This window comes from Deinococcus humi (genome assembly GCF_014201875.1).
GTDB lineage: Bacteria > Deinococcota > Deinococci > Deinococcales > Deinococcaceae > Deinococcus > Deinococcus humi.
In genome coordinates, this window is sequence record NZ_JACHFL010000001.1 from 607,065 (window position 1) to 628,496 (window position 21,432).

The 21,432-nt window shown below is 66.7% G+C and carries 22 protein-coding genes; 14 read left to right on the plus strand and 8 right to left on the minus strand.

Translation table 11 applies throughout. The annotated features are described in order from the left end of the window. Positions 1–131: 131 nt before the first annotated feature. Together HNQ08_RS27270 and HNQ08_RS03055 are read left to right on the plus strand one after the other, a co-directional pair. Positions 132–617, plus strand: a complete 486-nt coding sequence (locus HNQ08_RS27270; protein ID WP_229789632.1) for a PPC domain-containing protein — start codon at positions 132–134, stop codon at positions 615–617. Between the two features lie 11 nt (positions 618–628). Next, the gene (locus HNQ08_RS03055; RefSeq protein WP_229789633.1) at positions 629–3,322 is read left to right on the plus strand and encodes a S8 family serine peptidase; all 2,694 of its coding nucleotides are present in this window, start codon (positions 629–631) and stop codon (positions 3,320–3,322) included. Positions 3,323–3,610: 288 nt separating this feature from the next. On the opposite strand, the gene HNQ08_RS03060 is transcribed toward HNQ08_RS03055, so the two are convergent. Continuing rightward, on the minus strand, positions 3,611–4,282 hold the full coding sequence (locus HNQ08_RS03060; protein ID WP_184127599.1) for a lysophospholipid acyltransferase family protein: 672 nt from the start codon (positions 4,280–4,282) through the stop codon (positions 3,611–3,613). Between the two features lie 3 nt (positions 4,283–4,285). Continuing rightward, positions 4,286–4,936, minus strand: coding sequence for a (d)CMP kinase (gene cmk, locus HNQ08_RS03065; RefSeq protein ID WP_184127600.1), 651 nt, complete (start codon positions 4,934–4,936; stop codon positions 4,286–4,288). A 111-nt stretch (positions 4,937–5,047) separates the two neighbouring features. On the opposite strand from cmk, the gene HNQ08_RS03070 reads away from it, so the two are divergent. From HNQ08_RS03070 to rraA, 4 genes are read left to right on the plus strand one after another with little or no spacing between them, the layout of a single operon-like run. Next, complete coding sequence (locus tag HNQ08_RS03070) at positions 5,048–5,491, plus strand: cobalamin B12-binding domain-containing protein (RefSeq protein ID WP_184127601.1); 444 nt, start codon at positions 5,048–5,050, stop codon at positions 5,489–5,491. Between the two features lie 39 nt (positions 5,492–5,530). Then, positions 5,531–6,745, plus strand: a complete 1,215-nt coding sequence (locus HNQ08_RS03075) for an MFS transporter (protein ID WP_184127602.1) — start codon at positions 5,531–5,533, stop codon at positions 6,743–6,745. Then, entirely contained in the window at positions 6,742–7,872 is a 1,131-nt protein-coding gene (locus tag HNQ08_RS03080) for an XdhC family protein (protein ID WP_184127603.1), read from the plus strand. Before HNQ08_RS03075 ends, HNQ08_RS03080 begins: the two co-directional genes overlap by 4 nt. Positions 7,873–7,907: 35 nt before the next feature. Continuing rightward, positions 7,908–8,393, plus strand: a complete 486-nt coding sequence (rraA, locus tag HNQ08_RS03085; RefSeq protein ID WP_184127604.1) for a ribonuclease E activity regulator RraA — start codon at positions 7,908–7,910, stop codon at positions 8,391–8,393. 59 nt (positions 8,394–8,452) lie between these two features. Here the strand turns inward: rraA and HNQ08_RS03090 are convergent, their stop codons facing one another. Beyond that, on the minus strand, positions 8,453–9,865 hold the full coding sequence (locus tag HNQ08_RS03090) for an acetyl ornithine aminotransferase family protein (RefSeq protein ID WP_184127605.1): 1,413 nt from the start codon (positions 9,863–9,865) through the stop codon (positions 8,453–8,455). Positions 9,866–9,972: 107 nt separating this feature from the next. Next, a complete protein-coding gene (locus HNQ08_RS03095; RefSeq protein WP_184127606.1) occupies positions 9,973–11,409 on the minus strand; it encodes a KamA family radical SAM protein in 1,437 nt (478 codons plus the stop codon). A gap of 171 nt (positions 11,410–11,580) precedes the next feature. On the opposite strand from HNQ08_RS03095, the gene HNQ08_RS03100 reads away from it, so the two are divergent. Next, the gene (locus tag HNQ08_RS03100) at positions 11,581–12,042 is read left to right on the plus strand and encodes an Lrp/AsnC family transcriptional regulator (protein WP_184127607.1); all 462 of its coding nucleotides are present in this window, start codon (positions 11,581–11,583) and stop codon (positions 12,040–12,042) included. Positions 12,043–12,094: 52 nt separating this feature from the next. On the opposite strand, the gene HNQ08_RS03105 is transcribed toward HNQ08_RS03100, so the two are convergent. After that, positions 12,095–12,412 carry a helix-turn-helix transcriptional regulator gene (locus HNQ08_RS03105; RefSeq protein ID WP_184127608.1) on the minus strand — a complete coding sequence of 106 codons (318 nt, stop codon included), beginning with the start codon at positions 12,410–12,412 and terminating at the stop codon, positions 12,095–12,097. A gap of 154 nt (positions 12,413–12,566) precedes the next feature. Here HNQ08_RS03105 and HNQ08_RS03110 point away from each other — a divergent pair, with 154 nt between their 5' ends. Continuing rightward, positions 12,567–14,051 carry an NADP-dependent isocitrate dehydrogenase gene (locus tag HNQ08_RS03110; protein WP_184127609.1) on the plus strand — a complete coding sequence of 495 codons (1,485 nt, stop codon included), beginning with the start codon at positions 12,567–12,569 and terminating at the stop codon, positions 14,049–14,051. A 25-nt stretch (positions 14,052–14,076) separates the two neighbouring features. Here HNQ08_RS03110 and trpD read toward each other — a convergent pair whose 3' ends face one another. The 3 genes from trpD to trpE form a co-directional block, all read right to left on the minus strand. Then, positions 14,077–15,078, minus strand: a complete 1,002-nt coding sequence (gene trpD / locus HNQ08_RS03115; protein WP_184127610.1) for an anthranilate phosphoribosyltransferase — start codon at positions 15,076–15,078, stop codon at positions 14,077–14,079. After that, positions 15,075–15,701, minus strand: a complete 627-nt coding sequence (locus tag HNQ08_RS03120; protein WP_184127611.1) for an anthranilate synthase component II — start codon at positions 15,699–15,701, stop codon at positions 15,075–15,077. The genes trpD and HNQ08_RS03120 overlap by 4 nt, the downstream gene beginning before the upstream one ends. Before the next feature lie 103 nt (positions 15,702–15,804). Further along, positions 15,805–17,244: an anthranilate synthase component I gene (trpE, locus tag HNQ08_RS03125; protein ID WP_184127612.1), complete on the minus strand. Its 1,440-nt coding sequence runs from the start codon at positions 17,242–17,244 to the stop codon at positions 15,805–15,807. A 265-nt stretch (positions 17,245–17,509) separates the two neighbouring features. On the opposite strand from trpE, the gene HNQ08_RS03130 reads away from it, so the two are divergent. The 6 genes from HNQ08_RS03130 to nrdR all read left to right on the plus strand — a co-directional run bounded on the left by HNQ08_RS03130 (position 17,510) and on the right by nrdR (position 21,183). Beyond that, entirely contained in the window at positions 17,510–18,193 is a 684-nt protein-coding gene (locus HNQ08_RS03130) for a cytochrome c biogenesis CcdA family protein (protein WP_184127613.1), read from the plus strand. Continuing rightward, entirely contained in the window at positions 18,178–18,858 is a 681-nt protein-coding gene (locus HNQ08_RS03135) for an ABC transporter ATP-binding protein (RefSeq protein ID WP_229789636.1), read from the plus strand. Before HNQ08_RS03130 ends, HNQ08_RS03135 begins: the two co-directional genes overlap by 16 nt. A gap of 78 nt (positions 18,859–18,936) precedes the next feature. Then, complete coding sequence (locus tag HNQ08_RS03140; protein WP_184127614.1) at positions 18,937–19,647, plus strand: heme exporter protein CcmB; 711 nt, start codon at positions 18,937–18,939, stop codon at positions 19,645–19,647. A 93-nt stretch (positions 19,648–19,740) separates the two neighbouring features. Continuing rightward, positions 19,741–19,947, plus strand: a complete 207-nt coding sequence (locus tag HNQ08_RS03145; protein ID WP_184127615.1) for a hypothetical protein — start codon at positions 19,741–19,743, stop codon at positions 19,945–19,947. A gap of 32 nt (positions 19,948–19,979) precedes the next feature. After that, positions 19,980–20,717, plus strand: coding sequence for an SDR family NAD(P)-dependent oxidoreductase (locus HNQ08_RS03150; protein WP_184127616.1), 738 nt, complete (start codon positions 19,980–19,982; stop codon positions 20,715–20,717). A 13-nt stretch (positions 20,718–20,730) separates the two neighbouring features. After that, positions 20,731–21,183, plus strand: a complete 453-nt coding sequence (nrdR, locus tag HNQ08_RS03155) for a transcriptional regulator NrdR (RefSeq protein WP_184127617.1) — start codon at positions 20,731–20,733, stop codon at positions 21,181–21,183. The last annotated feature ends 249 nt before the right edge of the window (positions 21,184–21,432 follow it).

Sequence of the window (21,432 nt, forward strand, 5' to 3'; positions counted from 1 at the left end):
GGCGCCTGAATCGTGGGTTGATTCGGGTGCCCTGTCTCTTTTGTGGTCTGTGGCGGAATTCGCCCAGGCAGAGATCACTGCCAGGACGGTGGCCGCAATCTCTGCCGTTCCCCACCCCTACAATCGGAGGCGTGCCCACCAAGTTCACCCCTCCCCTGTTGCTGCTGGCGCTGAGCGCCGTGTTGGCGGCGTGTACGGATACCCCAGCACCGCCTGCGCCAGGGATCGAGAGTGAGCCCAATGACCGCGCTGCCACCGCCAACGCCATAGCCATCGGCACGACGTTGAGTGGGCGGGTTGCTGGCCAGCCGCGAGACGTAGATTATTTCAAGTTCAGTGCCGAGGCAGGGGCGCAACTCAAGCTGACAGTCAGGAGCGTGAGCGTGAATTCCGGCAGCACGCTTGACCCCTACGTGGAGGTGCTGCTTCCCGATGGCTTTACCGTGCTCGAACACGATGACGACAGCGGCGCGGGCCTGGAATCCGAGCTGCGTCTGAATGTGACGCGGCCCGGCACCTATTACGTGACCGTCACGAGTTTCAGGATTCACGACGATGAGCAGGCCAGTGACGACCGGGAAAGCAACACCTACCAACTTGCCCTGGCGCGCCGATGAAGGAGGCCGTTGTGAAAGGTCCATTGAGGCTCAGGCTCTCGCTGCTAGGGCTGACCGCGCTGCTGGCAGCCTGCGGTCCTGGCAACGGCGCCGCGCCGCCCACCGGAACGGCTCTCCGCCTGCCCAGCGCGGTGTCCCAGACACAGGACCGCTGGTTCGTGGAGCTGGCGGGCGATCCCAGCGTCCTGAACAGTCAGAGCCTGGGGGCACAGCAGGCTACGTTCCGCATGCAGGCTGCCGCCAGCGGAGCACAGTACCGGGAGATCGCCACTTACCGCAGACTGTTCAACGGCTTGGCGGTACAGGCCAGCCCCGCGGAACTGGGCCGCCTGTCGCGCCTGCCAGGGGTGATCGGCGTGTATCCGGTGCGGCAGATTAAGATTAGCGCGCCAGGGGCCTCAAAGCCGACGCTGCAGGCCCAGGCCCTGCGCCCCGACGTGCTGAGCGCTCTGGCGATGACCGGCGCGGACCTCGCGCAGTCACAGCTGGGGCTGAGCGGCAGGGGTGTCCGGGTGGGCGTGATTGATACCGGGCTGGACCTGGATCACCCGGCTTTCCGGGGCCGTGTGATCACTGGTTACGACTTTGTAGGCGATCAGTATGACGCCTCGCGCCCCGGCTCGATCCCTGCGCCGGACAGCAGTCCGGACGATTGCCAGGGCAATGGCACCAATGTTGCCGGGATCCTGGGCGGCAATGATCCAGCGGAGGGGTTCGTCGGGGTGGCCCCCGCCGTCAGCCTGGGCATCTACAAGGTGTTCGGCTGTGAGGGCACCACCGACAGCGCCACCCTGCTCACGGCGATGGAACGCGCCCAGGCGGACGGCATGCAGGTGCTGAACATCAGCCTGGGCGTGCCGTTCCAGTGGCCGCAGTACCCCACGGCCCGGGCCGCCAGCCGGCTGATCAAGGCGGGCATGCTGGTCAGCGCCGCTGCCGGAGACAGCGGCGAGGCGGGGCCGTACAGCATGGGTGCACCCGCCCTGGGCGAGAACGTCCTGGCAGTGGCCTCGGTGGACAACACGCGGCTGCAACTGGGAAACTTCACTCTGACGCCTGGGGGGGAGACCGTGGGATACCAGCCGGTCAGCGGCTCCCCGCCCGCGCCCGTCGGCCTGAATCTGCCCATCGGCAAGTTGCCCGGCAGTACGCCGCAAACCGACAACGACGGCTGTTCCATCGATGGCCTGAACCCCTACGCGGCAGGCAGCCTGAACGGGCAGGCCGCGCTGATCCGCCTGGGCAACTGCCCCGCCCGCGAGAAGGTGATCAACGCTCAGAATGCCGGAGCGCAGGCCGTGGTGCTGTACAACGACCAGCCTGGCTTCGCCAGCGTGAGTGTCCAGCCCGTCAGTCCGTTCGACAGCGAAGTCATCGTGATTCCAGTCGTCTCGGTTCTGGCAGCGGATGGAGCAAGGATCGATACCGGAATTCCGGCGGGAATTCGCCTGACGGTCACCGCGGAGTCACAGCCCTTCGACAATCCCAGTGGCAACACCATTAGCCCCTTCTCGGCCCTTGGCGCGTCGCCCGATCTTGAACTCAAGCCCGATCTGGCCGCGCCAGGGGGCTGGATCCGCACAGCCACGCCGCTGAAGAGTGCCCCCGGCGGCTACGCGGTCCTCAGCGGGACGGGGCTGGCCGCGCCGCAGGTGGCAGGCCTGGCCGCGCTGCTGCTCCAGACCCGGCCAGGCCTGGAAGCGCAGACCCTGTCGACGCTGCTGATGAACACGGCCATCCCGCGCCCCACCCTGGACAGCGGCCTGATCACCCCGGTGCAACGTCAGGGCGCGGGGCTGGCAAACGTGCTGGCCGCGTACGGGAGTCTGGTTACCGCCAGGCCCGCCAAGCTGAGCCTGGGGGCCAGCCAGACTTTCGGCCCGCGGAGCAAGGTGATCGTGCTGAGCAACAGCGGCGCGCAGGCCGAAACGTTCAGGGTGAGGCATCTTCCGGCGCAGAGCATCGGCAGCACTGGGAGGACAGGATCAGCCAGCGAACAGAACGCCAGCCTGACCGTCAATGGGCAGAACGTGGAGGGCTCCGTGGTCACCATCACCGTTCCAGCGGCAAGCGAAGCTGAACTGAACGTGCTGATCACGCCCCCCACCCGCCCCGCGCAGGGACAGTACGGCGGGTACGTGTCGCTGACCGGCGGCAGCGGACGCCGCCTGGTTGTTCCCTACGGCGGTTTCGTGGGCAATTATCAGTCCCTGACCGTGCTGGGCGACGTGAGCTTCGACGGAGGCCGGACCTTCAAGAACTTCCCGGCGCTGTACGATCCCAAGACCTTCAAGTTCTATCCGGAAGGCCTGAACCCTGCCACGCCGCCCGCCTACACACTGAAAGACGTTCAGGTCGTTGACGACAACGGGCAGATGATCACCGTGCTGGACGCGCCACAGCTGCTGGTCCACTTCGGACATCAGGCCCGCCGCCTGACCCTGGAGGTGCTGGACGCGGGCGGCGGGAGCCTGGGCACCGTCTTCACGCAGGAGTACATCGGGCGCAGCGCCACCAACCTTTACACGGACGCCAGCAGCGACGCTTTCAGTTTCGTGGGCTGGGACGGCACGTTGACAGGGGCGCAGCTCGCTCCCTCCGGCACGTACCAGCTGCGCCTCAAAGTGCTCAAGGCGCTGGGCAATCCCGCCGTCGCCGCCGACATCGAGACCTACCTCAGCCAGAAATTCACGGTGGTCCGCTGAGCATTGATCCGCATGGCCTATCAAAAGAGGCAAAGCCGCGCGGCTTTGCCTCTTTTTTCCTCAGCCTGAGCTCGCAGATCACGTCCAGAGCCCTCACTTCTAGATGGGCCTGCAACTGCAGAGACGCAGATTGCCTAGCGCCGAAGTCAATCCAATGGGTCAGCCTCGGACTCTGGCGGGACAGATCTACACCCGACAGGGGTACAGGCAGAATTCAAACGCATGACGCACCTACCCCATTGCGGTAGATGGAGCCCATGTTTTGAGGCCAGTGCCCATCCCCGCCCTCTACAGCACGGCCACCGCCTTCTCCCAGCGCAGGGTCAGGCCGCGCAGACTGTCGCCCTGCGGGTGCAACGGCGGACCGAAACGGACGTGCCAGCGGCCCCCGGGCAGGCCGCGCGGCAGCCACGCTGGGCGGTCATGCCACACCCGCACCGGGACGATGGGCACCCCTGCCTTCAGGGCCAGCAGCGCCGCGCCGCCGTGCAGCCCCTGACCGTTGCGCGTGCCCTGCGGGAAGATTCCCACCATGCCGCCGCGCCGCAGCACCCGCAGCGCCTGCCGCAACGCGCGGGGGTCGCGTCCACTACGGTCCACCGGAAACGCCCCTGTTGCGCGCAAAACTGGACCGATGGCATGGGGACCGATTACCCTCCACTCGAATGCGTCGCGCTTGGCCATAAATTGCAGGCGGTGGAGCGCGGGCGGAATAGCGTAGCCGATGGTAAAGGGGTCCATGGCCAGCGCGTGGGTTCCGGCGACGATCACGCCGCTGTCCGCTGCACCACTCCGCGCCACACAGCCATCCAGCCCCCCGCGTGGCAGGTGTTCTAGACCGCTGACTTGCACGCCACCGCCGTAGTCCACAACCCGGCCCACACACCAGTGAATGACCGGGTACAACCGGGGGTGTGGCGTGGGCACGGCATCGGCGGCAGGCTTTGGGGCCGGGTCCATGACCTAGACGGAGCTGGCTGGCCGTGACCTCTGCTGTTCAGGCAACTGGGCCAGGATGGTCTGGATCACGCCGTCCAGGGTCAGCGGCCCGGTGTCGATCACCACGGCGTCGGGCGCGGGAGCACTCTGCACGCGGTCCAGCGCGTCACGGCGGATCAGGGCAGCCTCGATGGCGGGCACGTCCTCCGGGCGTTCCTGGGCGCGCCGCTGGGCGCGGACATGCGGACTGGCCGTCAGGTAGAACTTGGCCCCGGCGTGCGGAAACACGTTGGTGCCCATGTCCCGGCCCTCGGCCACGAAGGGGGAGGGCAGGGCCCGCAACTGAGCGTCCACCCAGGCACGGACCTCTGGTAAGGCGGCCACGACGCTCACGCCAGCGTCCACGCGAGTGGAGTGAAGCTCGCCCGTCAACTCGCGCTCCCCCTGCCAGATTCGGTTGCCCCCGGCCAGCGGTTCCAGCCGCAGGGGATGGATCTGCAGGTAGGCCAGCAGGCCAGGAGCATTCTGCAGTTCCAGCCCTGCCTCCAGCCCCAGCAGGGTCGCGGCGCGGTACAGCAGGCCGCTGCTGACATACGGCACGCCCAGCGCCCGCGCCACCCCGCTCGACACGCTGGATTTGCCGCTGGCCGCCACGCCGTCAATGGTCACGATCATCAATTGCCCAGTCTACAGCGTTGCTGGTCTACCGGGCTGATGCAACTGCCCACAGGCGCCCATCCATCGATTGCCCTAGAATGTCCACCAAACGCTCGTTAGGAGGCCCGTATGGACCACAACAGGAATGAAACGACAGACCGCCGGATACGGGTTCTGATCGCCAAGCCGGGCATGGACGGCCATGACCGGGGCGCAAAGGTGGTGGCCCGCGCCCTGCGCGACGCCGGAATGGAAGTGATCTACACCGGGCTGCGCCAGACCGCCGAGATGATCGTGAACGCCGCCGTGCAGGAGGACGTGGACGCCATTGGCCTGAGCGTGCTTTCGGGGGCGCACATGCACTATTTCCGTGACGTGATGGCTCTGCTCAAGGAAAAGGACGCCACCGACATCATCGTGTTCGGCGGCGGTATCATTCCCGATCAGGACCTGCCCAAGCTCAAGGAGCTGGGCGTGGGCCAGGTGTTCACGCCAGGGGCGAACACCGAGGACGCCGCCACCTACCTTCAGGGTGCCGTAGCCGAGCGCTGGCGGACGCAGGGGGAGGGGTGAGCGCGGCCCGCAGGGGATCTGTCTTCTGTCAACCTGGCCATGAGTAAAGCCGCGCCTGCCGCGCTGCCCGCTGCCCCCGTTCAGGTGGGGCGACTTGTGCCGCTGTACGCCGCACAGGCGCTGGCGACGGGGGCCACCACGGTCAGCACCATCCTGGCGAGCATCATCATGGGCACGCTGGGTTTCGGCAGCCTGTCAGGGCTGCCCAGCACGCTGATCAGCGTGTCGGCGGCGCTGTCGGCGGGCTTTTTCGGCGCGTTGATGCTGCGCTCGGGGCGCAAGTTGGGCCTGGGGCTGGCCTTTGCCCTGGGCACGCTGGGCGCGGTGCTGGGCTTTTTCGGGGGCAAACTGGGGCTCACGCCGCTGTTTCTGGTGGGCGCCTCCATGATGGGCGCGGCGCAGGGCGGCTACCAGCAGGCGCGCTACGCCGCCGCCGAGAGCGTGCCCGACAACCGCCGGGGCACCGCCCTGGGCGCCCTGATGTTGATGAGTGTGCTGGGCTCGTTCCTGATGACCGGCTTCTCGCACCCCATTGAGGGGCTGGCCGTCACCCTCGGCACCACTCCCGAAATTGTCGGCTGGCTGGTGGGCGGCGCGTTACTGGGCGGCTCAGCGCTGCTGATGCTGCTGTGGACCCCGGTCCGCGAACCGGTCACTGCCACCGTCGCCGGAGCCACCCGCAAGACCCCCTCCTTCTCCGAGGCGTTCCGCGTGCCGGGGGTTCGCAGCACCGCGCTGGCGCTGGCCACGGCGCAGGGACTGATGGTCACGCTGATGAGCCTCACGCCGCTGCGAGCGCACAATATGGGCATGGACCACACGGGAATCGCCGCGCTGATCAGCGGGCACATCCTGGGCATGTTCGGCTTTGGCTGGCTGACCGGGCCGCTGATTGACCGCCTGGGCGTGCGGGTAGGCTACGTGGGCGGCGCGGCCCTGCTGTGCACGGCGGCCCTGACCGCGGCGCTGCCAGGAGCCGGGGCGCTGGGCCTGAGCATGTTCCTGCTGGGGCTGGGCTGGAACCTGGCCTTCGTGTCGGGCAGCAAGTCGCTGACCCGCTTTCCCGCCGTGCAGGGGGTCACCGATGGCCTGGGCTACATCACGGCGGGGGCGGGCACGCTGTTGGGCGGCTTCGTGATCGCCCGCGCTGGGTTTCCGCTGCTGGCCTACATCTGCGCGGCACTGGCACTGCTGCCGCTGCTCAGTGCGTGGCGGGCCGGGAAATCTTCCTCATCTGTCCGGCAGGCCGCATGAACGCCGCCGAGACCCGCGCCCTGCTCGACGCCCTGAAGGCCGCAACCCAGCAAGGCCAGCGCGCCGCCATCGCCACCGTCGTGGGCGTGCAGGGCAGCGCCTACCGCCGTGAGGGCACGCGGATGCTGGTGCTGGACGACGGCGCACAGGTCTGCATGCTCTCGGGGGGCTGCCTGGAGGCCGAAGTGGTGGAGGTGGCGCTGGAGGTGATCCGCAGCGGCACCCCCACGGTCACCCACTACGATCTCTCGGAGGACGCGACCTGGGGCCTGGGCATCGGTTGCGGCGGCAGCGTGGACGTGCGCGTGGAGCCCGTGGAGGGGGACGACCCGGTGATGGGCGCGTGGCTGCGGGCGCTGGAGAACGGAGAACTGGCGGCGCTGGTCGTGCCTCTCAAAGGTGAGGGCCGCCTCCTGATCACGCCGGATGGGGCCACGCTGGGGGACCTCTCCCCCACCAGCCTGCGCGACTTTGCCGTGCAGGCGGCCCAGGCACGCCTGGGGCAGCTTGAGCCGCGGGCGGTGACCCTGGCCGCGCCAGACGGGACGCCCGTGTTCATCGACATCAGCATGCCCCCGCCGGTGCTGGTGCTGTACGGCGCAGGCCACGACGCCATGCCACTGGCGCGTGGGGCGCACGATCTGGGCTACGAGGTGCATGTGATCGATCCACGCGGCGCGTACCTCACGCCAGGACGTTTTCCGGGGGCCATCTTGCATGACCTCGCGCCGGAAGACCTGGCACAGTTCACGCCGCCCGCCCGCGCCAGCCTGCTGATCATGAACCACCATCTGGACCGCGACCGGGTGTGCCTTCAGCACGCGCTGTGGTCTGGTGCGCCCTACGTGGGCGTGCTGGGACCGCTGAGCCGTGCCCAGGGCCTGCTGGACGAGCTGAAGGCGGAGGGCGTGGGCTTCAGTGACGCGGAACTGGCCCGCCTGCGTGCCCCGGTGGGTCTGCGCCTGGGTGCCGAAGCCCCCGAGGAGGTGGCCCTGAGCATCCTGGCCGAGTTGATGGCGTGGCGGCGCGGCTACGACGGGGGCTTTCTGAGCGGCCATGCCGGGCGCATTCACGACGCCCACACGCACGCGGCCAGTCCGGCGCTGGGGGCGTCCCCGGAACAGTAACCACCCTTTCCCGTGCCGGAGAGGTTCAATAGTCCATGACCCCTTTCACGCCCACCCCTGACCTGTGCGACGCCCACCCGGAAGCACAGGTCTTCGCGCCCATCTTCCGCGACTTCGGAGGACGGGCGCGGTTCAGCGGCCCTGCCTTCACCCTGCGCGTCTATGAGAACAACACGCTCGTGCGCGCCACGCTGGAAACGCCCGGCGAGGCACGGGTGATGGTGGTGGACGGCGGCGGCAGCCTGAACTGCGCGCTGGTGGGCGATCAACTGGCCGGGCTGGGTGTGGAGAACGGCTGGGCAGGCATCATCATTCACGGCTGCGTGCGCGATACAGCGCAGTTGAGGGAGATGCCCATCGGCATCCGGGCGCTGGCCGTCCATCCCCGTCGCAGCGGCAGGGCGAATGTGGGCGAAACGGATGTGGTCCTCACTGTTGCGGGCGCGACCGTACGCCCCGGCGACATGGTTCACGCCGACGAGGACGGCATCTGCCTCCTGGCTGCACCCACGGACCAGTGAAAGGGGTTCCACCTGTCGCATCAACGACGAGGTGGAACCCGCTGGCGGAGTAGCCCAGTTCAGGCCGAAGGAACGGCCTCCGCTTGCGCCAGATCCCGCAATGCTTCCCGCATGATGTCTAGCCCCGTCTCCGCGTCCTCGCGCGTCAGGATCAGCGGTGGGCTGACGCGGATCACGGCCTCGCCACAGTCCAGATTCAGCAGACCGCGCTCAAAGATGGCGGTGCTGGCACGATCCCGCAGCTTGCCGTCGGGGCTGCCGTCGGGCTTCACGAATTCCAGGCCGATGAACAGGCCCTGGCCGCGCACGTCGCCCAGGAAGGGAAACTCGCTCTGCATTTTGTTCAGCTCGGACAGCAGGTAGGCGCCCACATCGGCGGCGTTCTGCATCAGGCTCTCGCCGCAGCCAGGGTGCTTGACGACGCCCTCAATCAGGTCGAGGGTGGCGTGGGCCGCCGCCGCCGCCACCGGATTGCCACCGTAGGTGGAACCGTGAGAGCCGACAGGCCAGGTCATGACCGATTCCTTCGCCAGCAGCGCGGAAATGGGCATCCCCGAGGCGATTCCCTTGGCCACCGTGATCATGTCCGGCTGAACCTCGCCGTATTGCTCGAACTGCTGGAACGAGAACATCTTGCCGGTGCGGCCCATGCCAGCCTGAACCTCATCGTAGATCAGCATGATGCCGTGCTCGTCGCACAGTTGGCGCAGCCCCGGTAGGAAGTCGGCGGGGGGCACGATGTAGCCGCCCTCGCCCTGCATGGGTTCCACGATGATGGCGGCCACCTCGTCCGCGGGGATAACGCCCACGAACAGCTCGCGGATGTGGTTCAGGACAGCCTGACCGCAGGCTTCAGGGGTGGACCCCAGCGGTGGGCGGAACGGGTTGGGGTACGGCACATGCGACACGGCGGGCAGCAGCGGGCCAAAGCCACGCTTGTACTTGGTCTTGCTGCCCGTCAGCGTGATCGCGCCGTAGGTGCGCCCGTGAAAGCTGCCCATCGTGGAGATGATGTGGCTGCGCCCAGTATGGTTGCGCGCCAGCTTGACGGCGGCCTCCACAGCTTCCGCACCGGAGTTGCCGAAAAACACGCGCCACTTCTCCGTGCTTCCATCCGGCAGGGAGCGCTCCACATGCTTGACCAGACGCTCGGCAAGGCTGGTGGTGACTTCCTGCGGGTAGTCGGAAAGGCAGACATGCGTGAACCTGGTGACCTGCTCCTGCACGGCCTTCACGACATGTGGGTGCGCGTGGCCGGTGGTGGACACGGCGATGCCCGCGAAGAAGTCCAGCATGGTGTTGCCGTCCGGGTCACTGAGCCAGACGCCCTCGCCGTGGTCCGGCACGAAGGGGTACGGGCGCACGTAGGAGGTGGAAAGGTGCTGGGCGTCGCGGTCCATGATGGCCCTGGTTTTGGGGCCAGGGAGAGCGGTTTTCAGGATGGGCTGGCGCGATTTGGTGGCTGTGGTCATGAACTCTCCTCAAGAGTGAAATGCGTTGGGGGCTGGCAGGCGATGACGGCGGAGTGGCACTCTGGTTGCCGCTGAGCAACGCACCCCAGTCGTGCCTCTGCCTTGTGTCAGTCCCCGCTGTGGACTGGGATCGGCTCCTGCACCTTGCCGTCGGGGGCGGTGTCGCTGACGCCCGCCGGATTGGGTGCGCCGACGCCGTAAGCGGCCCACTTGTCCTCACGGCTGTTCAGGCGGTGGGTGGTCGCGCCAGGGCGCACGCGGCTCTCGGAGAATTCGCGCGGCTCTATGGAGATGCGCTCGCCTTCCATCAGGCCAAAGATGCCGCTCTGACCGGGTTCGCGGCGCTGCCAGTCCTCAGGGATCGCCATGTCCGGCCCGGTGTAGTCGGTGGGTTCGGAATACGCGGCGATGTAGCCCTCGAAGTTGCGCAGAATCAGCTTGTCGGGGCTGTGCGACAGCACGTAATTGGGGGCAACCGGAATCTTGCCGCCGCCGCCCGGGGCGTCCACCACGTAGGTGGGAATGCTGTAGCCGGAAGTATGCCCGCGCAGACTTTCCATGATCTCCAGCCCCTTGCTGACGGTGGTTCTCAGGTGGCCCGCGCCGTGAACGAGGTCGCACTGGTAGATGTAGTACGGTCGCACACGAATCTTGACCAGTTCGCGCAGCAGTTTCTGCATGATCACGGGGTGGTCATTGACGCCCCTGAGCAGCACGCTCTGGTTGCCCAGCGGCACGCCCGCGCGGGTCAGGCGGTCACAGGCGTCGGCCACCTCCGGCGTGATTTCCTTGGGGTGATTGACGTGAATGTTCATCCACAGCGGGTGGTTCTCGGCGAGCACGTCGCACAGTTCTTCGGTCACGCGCATGGGCATGAAAACCGGAACGCGCGTCCCGATACGGATGATCTCGATATGCTCGATCTTCCGCAGTTCGGCCAGCAGGCGGCCCAGCACCTTGGGGGCCAGGGTCAGCGGATCGCCGCCCGACAGCAGCACGTCGCGCACCTGGGGCGTATTGCGCAGGTAGTTGAGCTGCGCCTCGTATTCGGCGGGGTTAAAGGTCTCTGTGGGATCACCCACGATGCGGCTGCGGGTGCAGTAGCGGCAGTAGCTGGCGCACTGCGTAGTCACCAGCATCAGTACGCGGTCCGGATAGCGGTGGACCAGGCCAGGCACCGGGCTGTGCTTGTCCTCGGCCAGCGAGTCCTCCATCATCGAGGTAAACGGTTCCAGCTCGTGGTGCGTGGGAATCACCTGACGACGGACCGGGCAGGTGGGGTCCTCGGCGTCCATCAGCGAGGCGAAGTACGGCGTGATGTCGAGGCGGAAAATGCCTTCCGCACTGGCGCCGAGGCGTTCGCTCTCGGTCAGGCGGATCACTTCTTCCAGCTCAGAGACGGAGTTGATTCGGTTCTTGAGCTGCCATTTCCAGTCGTACCACTTCTCGTCGGGAATATCGGCCCATTTGGCGGCGCGGTGACCACGGGGCAGCATCTGCTGGCTGCGAACAGTCGCCTGCGGGTGTAGGGGAGCGTGGGACATAGAGGCCTCCTGAAAGAAAGAAACGTGAGTTGCTAGACCTTCATTCTTCATCTCCGGCGGGGTGGATTGGAAGGCGCGGAGGCCGCCAATATGGTGGGGTCAAGGGGGCTTTTCTCTTGCAAACGCTACGCCTGACCTTGCATATGACAACTACGGTGCTAAGCTCTGAGAATGCGACAGACTGGCAGCGCTTTGGATTCCCTGGATCACCGGATTTTGCAGGAGCTCCAGACCGATTCGCGGCTCTCGATGCGTGAACTGGGCCGCCGGGTGGGGCTGTCGGCCCCCGCCGTGACCGAGCGGGTGCGGCGGCTGGAGGATGCAGGTGTGATCCTGGGCTACGGCGTGCGCGTCGCCAGCAAGCCGCTGGGTCGCACCATCACCGCGTTTATTGGCGTGCAGGACAGTGGCCGCAACGATCCCACGCTGGTGCGCTGGGCCACCGCCCACGACGGCGTGCTGGAGTGCCACAGCGTGACCGGCGACAACTCCTGCATCCTCAAAGTGGCCGTGCCGGACGTGGGCGCGCTGGAAACCATGCTGGGGGATCTGATCGGCATGGGCTTTACCTGCGACACCTCGATTGTGCTGAGCACACCGCTGGAAGGCAAGTTGATGCTCCCGCTGCGCTGAGCAAAGGCCCGGGGACAGAAAGGCGGAAGCCGTCCGTCCTCCATTGTCCTCTTCAGCGGTCTGCCTTTTCCGTCCCCCCCAGCAACAATTCCAGCAACTCGTTGACATTCCGGTGCGCGTCCAGCGGGTGGCGCAGCGGGCGGTTGGCCTCGATCTGGTAGGTGTTACGGCGCCCCACGCGCTGGCGGATCAGGATGCCGGCGTCCTCAAGGTCGCGCACGATGCGTTGCACGGCGCGTTCGGTGATGCCGACATCGGCAGCCACCTGACGCAGCGTGGCGTCCGGCTGGCGTTTCAGGCACAGCAGCACGCGGCTGTGGTTCGACAGGAACGTCCACGAGGGTTCATGTGGGGGCAGGGGCGAGGTCATGGCGTGTTGGGCCGAGTTTAACCGAGACAGTGGAGCGGACAAGGCTAGACCTCCAGATGGGAAGTGGGGCGGGGGGCTTGCATCTCCAATATACGATCTCTAATATACGAATTATATTTCGTATATCGAGTAAATCCAACCCCAGGAGATTGCCATGCCCACCATCGAACAGCCTGTCCAGCCCGCCGCCCCCCAGACCGCCCTCGTTCCTGTTTCCGTCGTCTACGGCGATGGTATCGGCCCCGAAATCATGGGGGCCACCCTCCGCATTCTGCAGGCGGCGGGCGCGCGAATTGCTCCGCAGGAGGTCCGCATGGGTGAGGCGCTGTACCGGGAAGGCTTTACCTCCGGTTTCGCGCCCGACGCCTGGGACAACCTGCGCCAGACCGGGGTGCTGCTCAAGGCGCCGATCACCACGCCACAGGGCGGCGGCTACAAGAGCCTGAACGTGACCCTCCGCAAGTCGCTGGGCCTGTACGCCAACGTGCGTCCCTGCCGCGCCTACGCACCGTACGTGCCGACGCACCACCCCGCGATGGATCTGGTGATCATTCGCGAGAACGAGGAAGACCTGTACGCGGGCATCGAGCACCGCCAGACCCGCGAGGTGATGCAGTGCCTAAAGCTGATCACCCGCCCCGGCTGCGAGAAGATCGTGCGCTACGCTTTCGAATACGCCCGCGCTAATGGTCGTAAGAAAGTCACGGCCTTGAGCAAGGACAACATCATGAAGATGTGCGACGGGCTCTTTCACACCGTCTTCGACGAGATCAGCGCCGAGTACCCGGACATTCAGGCCGAGCATCAGATCATCGACATCGGCACGGCGCGGGTGGCGGCCAGACCGGAAGGGTATGACGTGATCGTGACCCTCAACCTGTACGGCGACATCCTCTCAGACGTGGCGGCGGAGGTGGCCGGTTCGGTGGGACTGGCGGGCAGCGCGAATATCGGTGACAGTTTCGCCATGTTCGAGGCCATCCACGGTTCGGCCCCCGATCTGGCCGGGCAGGACGCGGCCAACCCCGGCGGTCTGATCTCGGCGGCGGCGCTGATGCTGGGGCATCTGGGCCAGCACGAGGTGGCCGCCAGCATTCAGAACGCCCTGCTGTGTGCGCTGGAGGACGGGATGCATACCAGGGATGTCGCCGGGCCCCACACGAAAGAGGTGCTGGGGACGCAGGCTTTTGCCGATGCCATCATCGAGCGGCTGGGACGCGTGCCGCAACACCTTCCGGCCGTTACCGCCGACTCGGGGGCCAGGAAAATGCCTGTCCGGCAGCCCGCGGAGCCCGCCCACATCGACAAGCAGCTTGTCGGGACTGATGTCTTCTTCGAATGGACGGATGCTGGACGTGACCCTGAAGTGCTGGCCGCCATCCTGCAGGAGGCGCAGCTTGACGGCGTGCCGCTGCGGATGATCACCAACCGGGGGGTCAAGGTCTGGCCGGACGGTCTGCCCGAGACCTTTAAATCCGATCACTGGCGCTGCCGCTTCCAGTCGGAGACGCCTGTCACCCACCGTGATCTGCTGGCCCTGTTGGTCCGCGTCCACGACAAGGGACTGGATTTCATCAAGACCGAACACCTCTACACCTTCGACGGCGTGCCGGGGTATTCGCTGGGCCAGGGCCAGTAAGGAGAGGCAGACCCGGCCTCATTCTCTACCGCGTCAGCGCCGCGTACCTCTGCAACACGTCCCAGCCCAGGCCCGCCATCATGACCTCGCGGGCCTGGGCCACGCCCGCTGCGATGCTGTCCACACGCCCCGCTGTCCGCAGCGCCGCCCCCGCGTTGAGGGCCACGATGTCGCGCTGGGCCTCGGTTCCGCCGCCCGTCAGCAGGGCCCGGGTGATCCCGGCGTTCTCGGCAGGAGTACCCCCCACCAGCGACTCGCGCGGATGCACATTCACGCCCACTTCCTCGGGATGCACCTGACGGTCAATAATCTCGCCGTCGCGCAGACCTGAGACGGTATTGACGCCGCAGACGGTAAATTCATCCAGACCGTCGCCGTAAACGACGGTGGCCCCCTTCGCCCCCAGCAATCGCAGCACCTCGGCCAGCGTCCGCGTCAGCTCCGGCTTGAAGACGCCCACCACCAGGTGCGTGGCCCCCGCCGGATTACTCAGTGGCCCCAGGATGTTAAAGACCGTGCGGGCGGCCAGATCCGAGCGGACCGGCGCGGCGTGGCGCAGGGCCGGATGGTAATTCCGGGCAAACATGAAGCCCACGCCCAGTGTGTTCACGGCCTCCTCGATGGCTTCCGGGGGAGCGTCCAGGTTCACGCCCAGCGCCTCCAGCACGTCCGCACTGCCGGCACGGCTGCTGGCGGCGCGGTTGCCGTGCTTGGCGACGGGAACGCCCGCTCCGGCCACCACAAACGCCGTCGTGGTGCTGATGTTGAAGGTATGCGCCCCATCGCCCCCGGTGCCGACCACGTCCAGGAGAACCTCACGCGGACGGACGTTGACGCGCACCGCATTCTCGCGCATGGCCTGGGCAAATCCGGCGATCTCGTCGGGCGTCTCGCCACGCACGCGCAGGGCCGCCAGCGCCGCTGCCATCCGCACGCCGCTCATTTCCCCGGCCATCACCTCACGCATGAAGGCCGCCGCCTCCGACTGGGACAGGACTTCGCCGTTCATTAGGCGAGCATGGATCATGCCCCCACCGCCCCGGCCTGGGCCGCCCGGTGCCGCTCCACCTCAGTCAGGAAATTGCGGATCATGGTCTTGCCGTCCTCGGTGGCAATGCTTTCGGGGTGGAATTGCACCCCGAAGACCGGATGGTCGCGGTGACGCAGGGCCATCAGGGCGCGGTACTCGCCCCCCGGCGTCTGATCGGTGGTCCAGGCGGTCGCCAGCAGCTCTGGCGGCAGGTCCTCCACGATCAGGCTGTGGTAGCGGGTCACGCTGGCGTCGCCCTCGATTCCGGCGAACAGGTTCTGGCCGTCGTGCGCCACCTTGCTGGTCTTGCCGTGCACTGGAATCGGGGCGCGTTTGACGGTGGCCCCAAATGCCTCCCCAATACTCTGGTGGCCCAGGCACACGCCCAACAGCGGGTATTTCGGCGCAAAAGCCTGAATGACTTCCACACTCATTCCGGCTTCCAGCGGCGTGCAGGGGCCAGGGGAAACCACGATGGCGTCTGGATTCAAGGTCTCCACATCCTCAAGGGTGAAAGCGTCGTTGCGCCACACGGTCATTTCGCAGCCCAGTTCACCGAAGTACTGAACGAGGTTGTAAGTGAAGGAGTCGTAGTTGTCAACTAAAAGGATATGGGTCATTGCTGATCTCCAAGCGCATCAATGGCAGGACTTGCCTGAGTGGTGAGGTGACGCTGTGGCCGGTTGGAGGCGGGCATGGCTCCAATCTGGCTCCTACGCCCCGTCACAGCCCCGCCACCGCCCGCTCCACCGCCCGCATCAGTGCTGCCGCCTTGTTGCGCGTTTCCTCCTCCTCAGCCACCGGGTCAGAATCGGACACGATTCCGGCCCCGGCCTGAATATGAATCCTGCCGCCTGCGATCACCATCGTCCGCAGGGTTAGGGCCATGTCCAGGCTGCCGTCGAAGGCGATATAGCCGAATGCGCCGCCGTACGGCCCGCGCCGCACAGGTTCTACCTCGTCGATGATTTCCATCGCGCGGATCTTGGGAGCGCCCGACACCGTTCCCATCGGCAGCGCGCTGGCGAGGGCGTGCAGCGGGGTCTGCCCCTCGCGCAGCCTGCCCCGCACCCCGCTGACGATGTGCATGACGTGGCTGTAGCGCTCGATGGTAAAGGCGTCCTCCACGGTCACGCTGCCGTACTCGGCCACCCGCCCGATGTCGTTGCGGCCCAGGTCCACCAGCATCAGGTGTTCGGCGCGTTCTTTCTCATCCGACAGCAGTTCCTCGGCCAGGGCGGCGTCCTCGCCGGGCGTCTTGCCGCGCGGACGGGTTCCGGCGATCGGGCGAGTCACGATGCTTAGGCCGTCGCTTCGGAGCAGGCTTTCGGGGCTGCTCGCCACCAGCGTCACCTCGCCCAGGTTCAGAAAGCCCAGATACGGGCTGGGGTTGATGCCGCGCAGGGCCCGGTACAGCGCGAAGGGATGGACGGTCAGGTCCGCAGAGAAGCGCTGGGACGGCACCACCTGAAAGACGTCCCCGGCGTGGACGTACTCGATACAGCGCTGGACGGCGGCCTGATACCCCTGGGGCGTGAAGTTGCTGGAAAAGGTCACCGGCCTGGCCCGCTCACGCCCCGGCACGTCTGGCAACGGCCCGAGCAGATCAGCTTCCAGGGCCGCCACAATGCGCTCCGCCTCCGCCTGATGTTCGGAGATGGCCACGGCGTACAGCTTGTGCCGCAGGTGATCAAAAATGACGATGCCCTCGGGGACGATGAACAGCGCGTCGGGAACGTTCAATTCGTCGGGATTGTTGTCGGGCAGTTTCTCATACACGCGGATGAGGTCGTAGGCGGCGTAGCCCACCGCGCCGCCAAAGAAGGGGGGCAGCCCGTTGAACTTCCCGGGAGGCAGTTCAACGGGGCGCAGCACCCGGCTGTACAGCACATCCAGCGGATCGTCGGTTTCCAGCGTCTCGTTGCCCAGCACGCCGCTGAGGGTGGCCTCTCGCCCGCGCAGCGTGAAGCGCCCTACCTCGCCCACACCGATAAACGAGTAGCGGGCCTGCCGCTCACCACCCTCCACGCTTTCCAGCAGGAAGCTGAGTTTCTTCGCGCCGTCCGTGACTTTCAGGTAGGCGCTGACGGGCGTGTCCAGATCGGCATTCAGTTCCTGAACGGCCACGGCGGTCATCGGCTTGGATTGAGCGGTCTGGGTCATGAAACTCCTCTTCCACGGTGAAGGGCCAAAAAAAGGCGCCCGGCGGTCTTTAAACCACCTGGGCGCGTCGGATACGGCAAAAAAGGACAGCGGCGCGTTAGACCCAGGTGAAACTGGGCCACCACCACGCGCGGCGAACGGTCATGGACCAGAGCATAGCGCGGCGGGGAGCGGCGGGGAAGATGGCGTGACCTGGACGGCCGTCCGCCCGCCCCCAGGGACGCCCGCCCCCTCCCCTTTTTTCCACAACCGCTAGACTCATCCCATGACCCTACCCGCCGGTTCCCCGACGCTCACCGTGGCGTTCCTGGCGGGGCTGATCTCGTTTCTCAGCCCCTGCGTGCTGCCGCTGGTGCCCAGTTACCTGGGCGTGATCGGCGGGGCCCGCGCGCCTCTGATGCGGGCGCTGGGCTTCATCGCAGGCTTCGGGCTGGTGTTCATCGCGCTGGGGGCCACCGCCAGCAGCCTGGGCGCGCTGATCGCGCCCCACAAGTACCTGCTGGGCCAGATCGCGGCAGTGCTGATCACCTTCTTCGGACTGGTGATGCTGGGTGTGATCCGTCTGCCCTTCTTAATGCGCGACACCCGCGCCCTGGCGGATGCCGGGGGCTACGGTCCCGTCGCGCTGGGCGCGGCCTTCGCCTTCGGCTGGAGCCCCTGCCTGGGGCCAGCGCTGGGCAGCATCCTGGGGCTGGCCGCCAGCAGCGCCAGCCTGGGCGCGGGCGTGACCCTATTGGGGGCCTACACGCTGGGACTGGCCGTCCCGTTCCTGCTGGCCGCGCTGCTGTGGAACCGCTTGAACCTGCGCCGCCTGAACCGTTACGCAGGCATCTTCGAGAAGGTGGGCGGCGGCATTCTGGTGCTGGTGGGCGTGCTGATGCTGACTGGACAGTTCACCCGCCTGGCCACCTTCTTTTACGAGGTGATGCCCGCGTGGCTGAGGGTGTAAGTGGGCGAGTGGAAGACCAGCTCCCACCCCTAGTCTCCCCCGCCCTGCAACTGCGCGATCTGTGGTTGAGGCTGGGGCGAGAGGTCATCCTGCGCGGCGTGAATCTGGATGTGATGGTGGGCGAGGGCGTCACGCTGCTGGGCGAGAACGGGGCGGGCAAGACCACGCTGCTGCGCCTGCTGGCCTCCGGACTGCGGCCCACGCGCGGCGAGGGACGGGTGATGGGCTTTGACCTGCGCGACTCACGGGCAGTGCGCGATCACATTCACCTGATGCCGGTGGACGCCGGCCTATACCCGGACCTCAGTTGCGCTGAGAATCTGGACTTTGCACTGAAGATGCACGGCCAGACCGGTGACGTGGCGGCGGCGCTGCGGCGCGTGACCCTGGAGGCCGCCGCCAACCGCCGCGTGCGCTTTCTGTCGGCGGGAATGAGGAAACGGCTGGCCCTGGCCCGCGCCCACCTGCTGGCCCGCCCGCTCACGCTGGTGGACGAACCGTTCGCCAATCTAGATACGGCAGGACGGGGGCTGGTGCTGGAGTTGCTGGGCGAACTGCGCGCTGGAGGCGTGACGCTGTTGATCGCCGCCCACGAACCGGAACTGGCGCGGCAGGTGGCCCCACGGGCGCTGCGGCTGGCCGCCGGGGTGCTACATGAGACCTAGGGCAAGGAGACGCCCCCATCAGCACGCCATCCCCGCGAATGGTCGGCCAGTGCTTCCCCCCTCTCCTCAGGACCGCCCATGAGAAACGCCCTGCACCTCGCCGCCAAGGACCTGCGCGTCGCTGGACGCACGCGCGATACCCTCCTGGCCACTGCTTTTTTCGCCGGGCTGGTGCTGCTGGTGCTGGGGCTGGCGCTGGGCGGCAACCTGGGACGCACGCTGTCGCAGACGGCGGGGGTGGCGTCCGGGGCGGTGTGGACCGCGCTGGCCCTGGCCGCGGCGGTGGGCGCGCAGCGCGCCTTCGCGCAGGAGCAGGAGGCGGGGGCACTGGAACAGCTCACGCTGTATCCGGGAGCGCACGGCGCGCTGTACCTGGGCAAATTGCTGGGGGTGCTGGGGCCGCTGCTGCTGGTGGCGGCCTTCACGTTACCGGCGGGGTTGCTGCTGTTCGGCGCGGCAGGAACAACCTGCGTGCCGGGCCGCGACTGCGTGCCGACGCCCTGGTCCCTGCTGGCGCTGGTCACGGCGCTGGGGGTGCTGGGCTTCGCGGCAGGAACCACGTTCTACGGTTCCATCACGGTCAGCCTGCGCGCCCGCGAGGCGCTGCTGCCTGCCCTGGCCTTCCCGATTCTGGTCCCGGTGGTAATTGCCACGGTGCGCGCCACATCCGGCCTGCTCGAAGGTTTGCTCCTGGCGGAACTGTGGCCCTGGTTTGCCTTCCTGGGTGCCTTTGACCTGGGGACGATCATCCTGGCGACGCTGCTGTTTCCATATGCCGTGGAGGGGTAGCGTCGCCCTTCCGTCTGTGCTCGCCCCCATACGCGCCCTTCCAGACCACGTCACCGTATTTGACACGCTCCATCATTCTGCTATCATCAGAATATGAAGCGTCCATTACGCAATGAAGCCGATCCGTATCCGGCCAGCGGACGCGGATACGTTCACGTCTGCCCGGACTGCGCGCTGCCCCTGACCCTGCACGATCTGCGTGACGGCGATCAGGCGTACTGGTGCCACACGTGCGGCAAGGGCCACCGCGCGGGCGATCCGCCCCTTGAAGCCCTCAGACTCCTGCCCCAGGCGGGGTAAACGTTGGGGACGGGGACGCTATGCTGGGCCACATGACGGACCCCACCACTTCCCGCGACCACGCCGGGGCTCCCTATCAGGAGGTGCTGGCCGGGCAGGTGATCGCCGTGACCGGGGCCGATACGGGCTACGGCAAGACGCTCAGCACCGCCCTGGCACAGCTCGGGGCCAGCGTGGTCCTGATCGGCAACAACAGCGAGACGCTTGCGGCGCAGGCCAGCGCCCTGGAACATTCCGGCGGTCACGCCATTCCCATCAAGGCCGACGTGAGCGTGCCGCTGGACTGGCTGAGCGCCCAGACCCGCATCCTGGAAATCTTTGGGGCCCTGCACGGCATCGTTCACCTGGCCGACAAGCGCACGCACGCCAGTTTCACGCTGCTCAGCGAGAACGAGTGGATGGAACTGTTCAACAGCAACGTCAAGAGCAGCGTCGCCATCGCGCAGATCCTGGGCCGCCGCCTGCCCGGCACCTGGCTGACCATCATCGGCCCGCACGGCGACGAGCCCGGCCTCCAGGCCCATCCGCAGCGCGGCGCGATTCGTGGTCTGGTGGAAGCAGCCGCGCGCGAGGACCTCCGGCTGAACATGCTGCTGCCCTCTCGCGCCAGCAGCGGCGACGAGGCCCTGGACCGTCCGCTGGCCGACGCGGTGCTGGCCCTGGCCGCCCCCCGCATGCGCCACCTGCGCGGCAATGTGATGGACGTGCCGCTGCCCGCCGCCCCCAAAGTCCGGCTGCCCGAAGTGACGAACGTTCTGAACACGCTGTGATGGACTGCCGGAAATGAAATGCCCCTACTGCTCGGCCCCCGATTCCAAGGTGGTCAATTCGCGCCCCAGCGACGACGGGGCCAGCATTCGCCGCCGCCGCGAGTGCCTGAACTGCGCCCGGAGGTTCACCACCTACGAGCGCGCGCAGCTGGAGCCGCTGATGGTGGTCAAGCGCAGCGGCCCGCGCGAGGCTTTTAACCCCGACAAGTTGCTGCGCGGCCTGTCGCTGGCCACCGAGAAACGTCCTGTCGAACCCGAGGCCCTGCGCGCTTTCGCCTACGGCTTTGAGGACGAGGTGGGGGCCGCCGAGATCGCCAGTGAGGAAATCGGTAAGCGCGCCATGACCTTTCTGCGCCCACTGGACGACGTGGCCTACATCCGTTTTGCCAGCGTTTATCGTGACTTTGACAGCCTGGAACGCTTTATCGAGGAAATCCGGGGGCTAAAAAACAAGGATGAGGGCTGAGTCGCTCCAGCGAGCCGATTTGCTCAGGCCATAAAAAATCCGCCCTCTCGGACGGTGATGGAGCAAATATAGCGTGAAATGCACGGGCTGTCAAACTTATACATCGCCCCAGAATCCGTGCGCTGGGAGAGCATCCGCGAGACCCTCAAAAGGACTTGCTGACCTCTTCGCTCGGTAGAAGGTATGCAAGTCAAGAGTCCGGCTGTCCAGAATGTCTTGCATAAAAGGATGCTCACGCCGTTCCTCAGG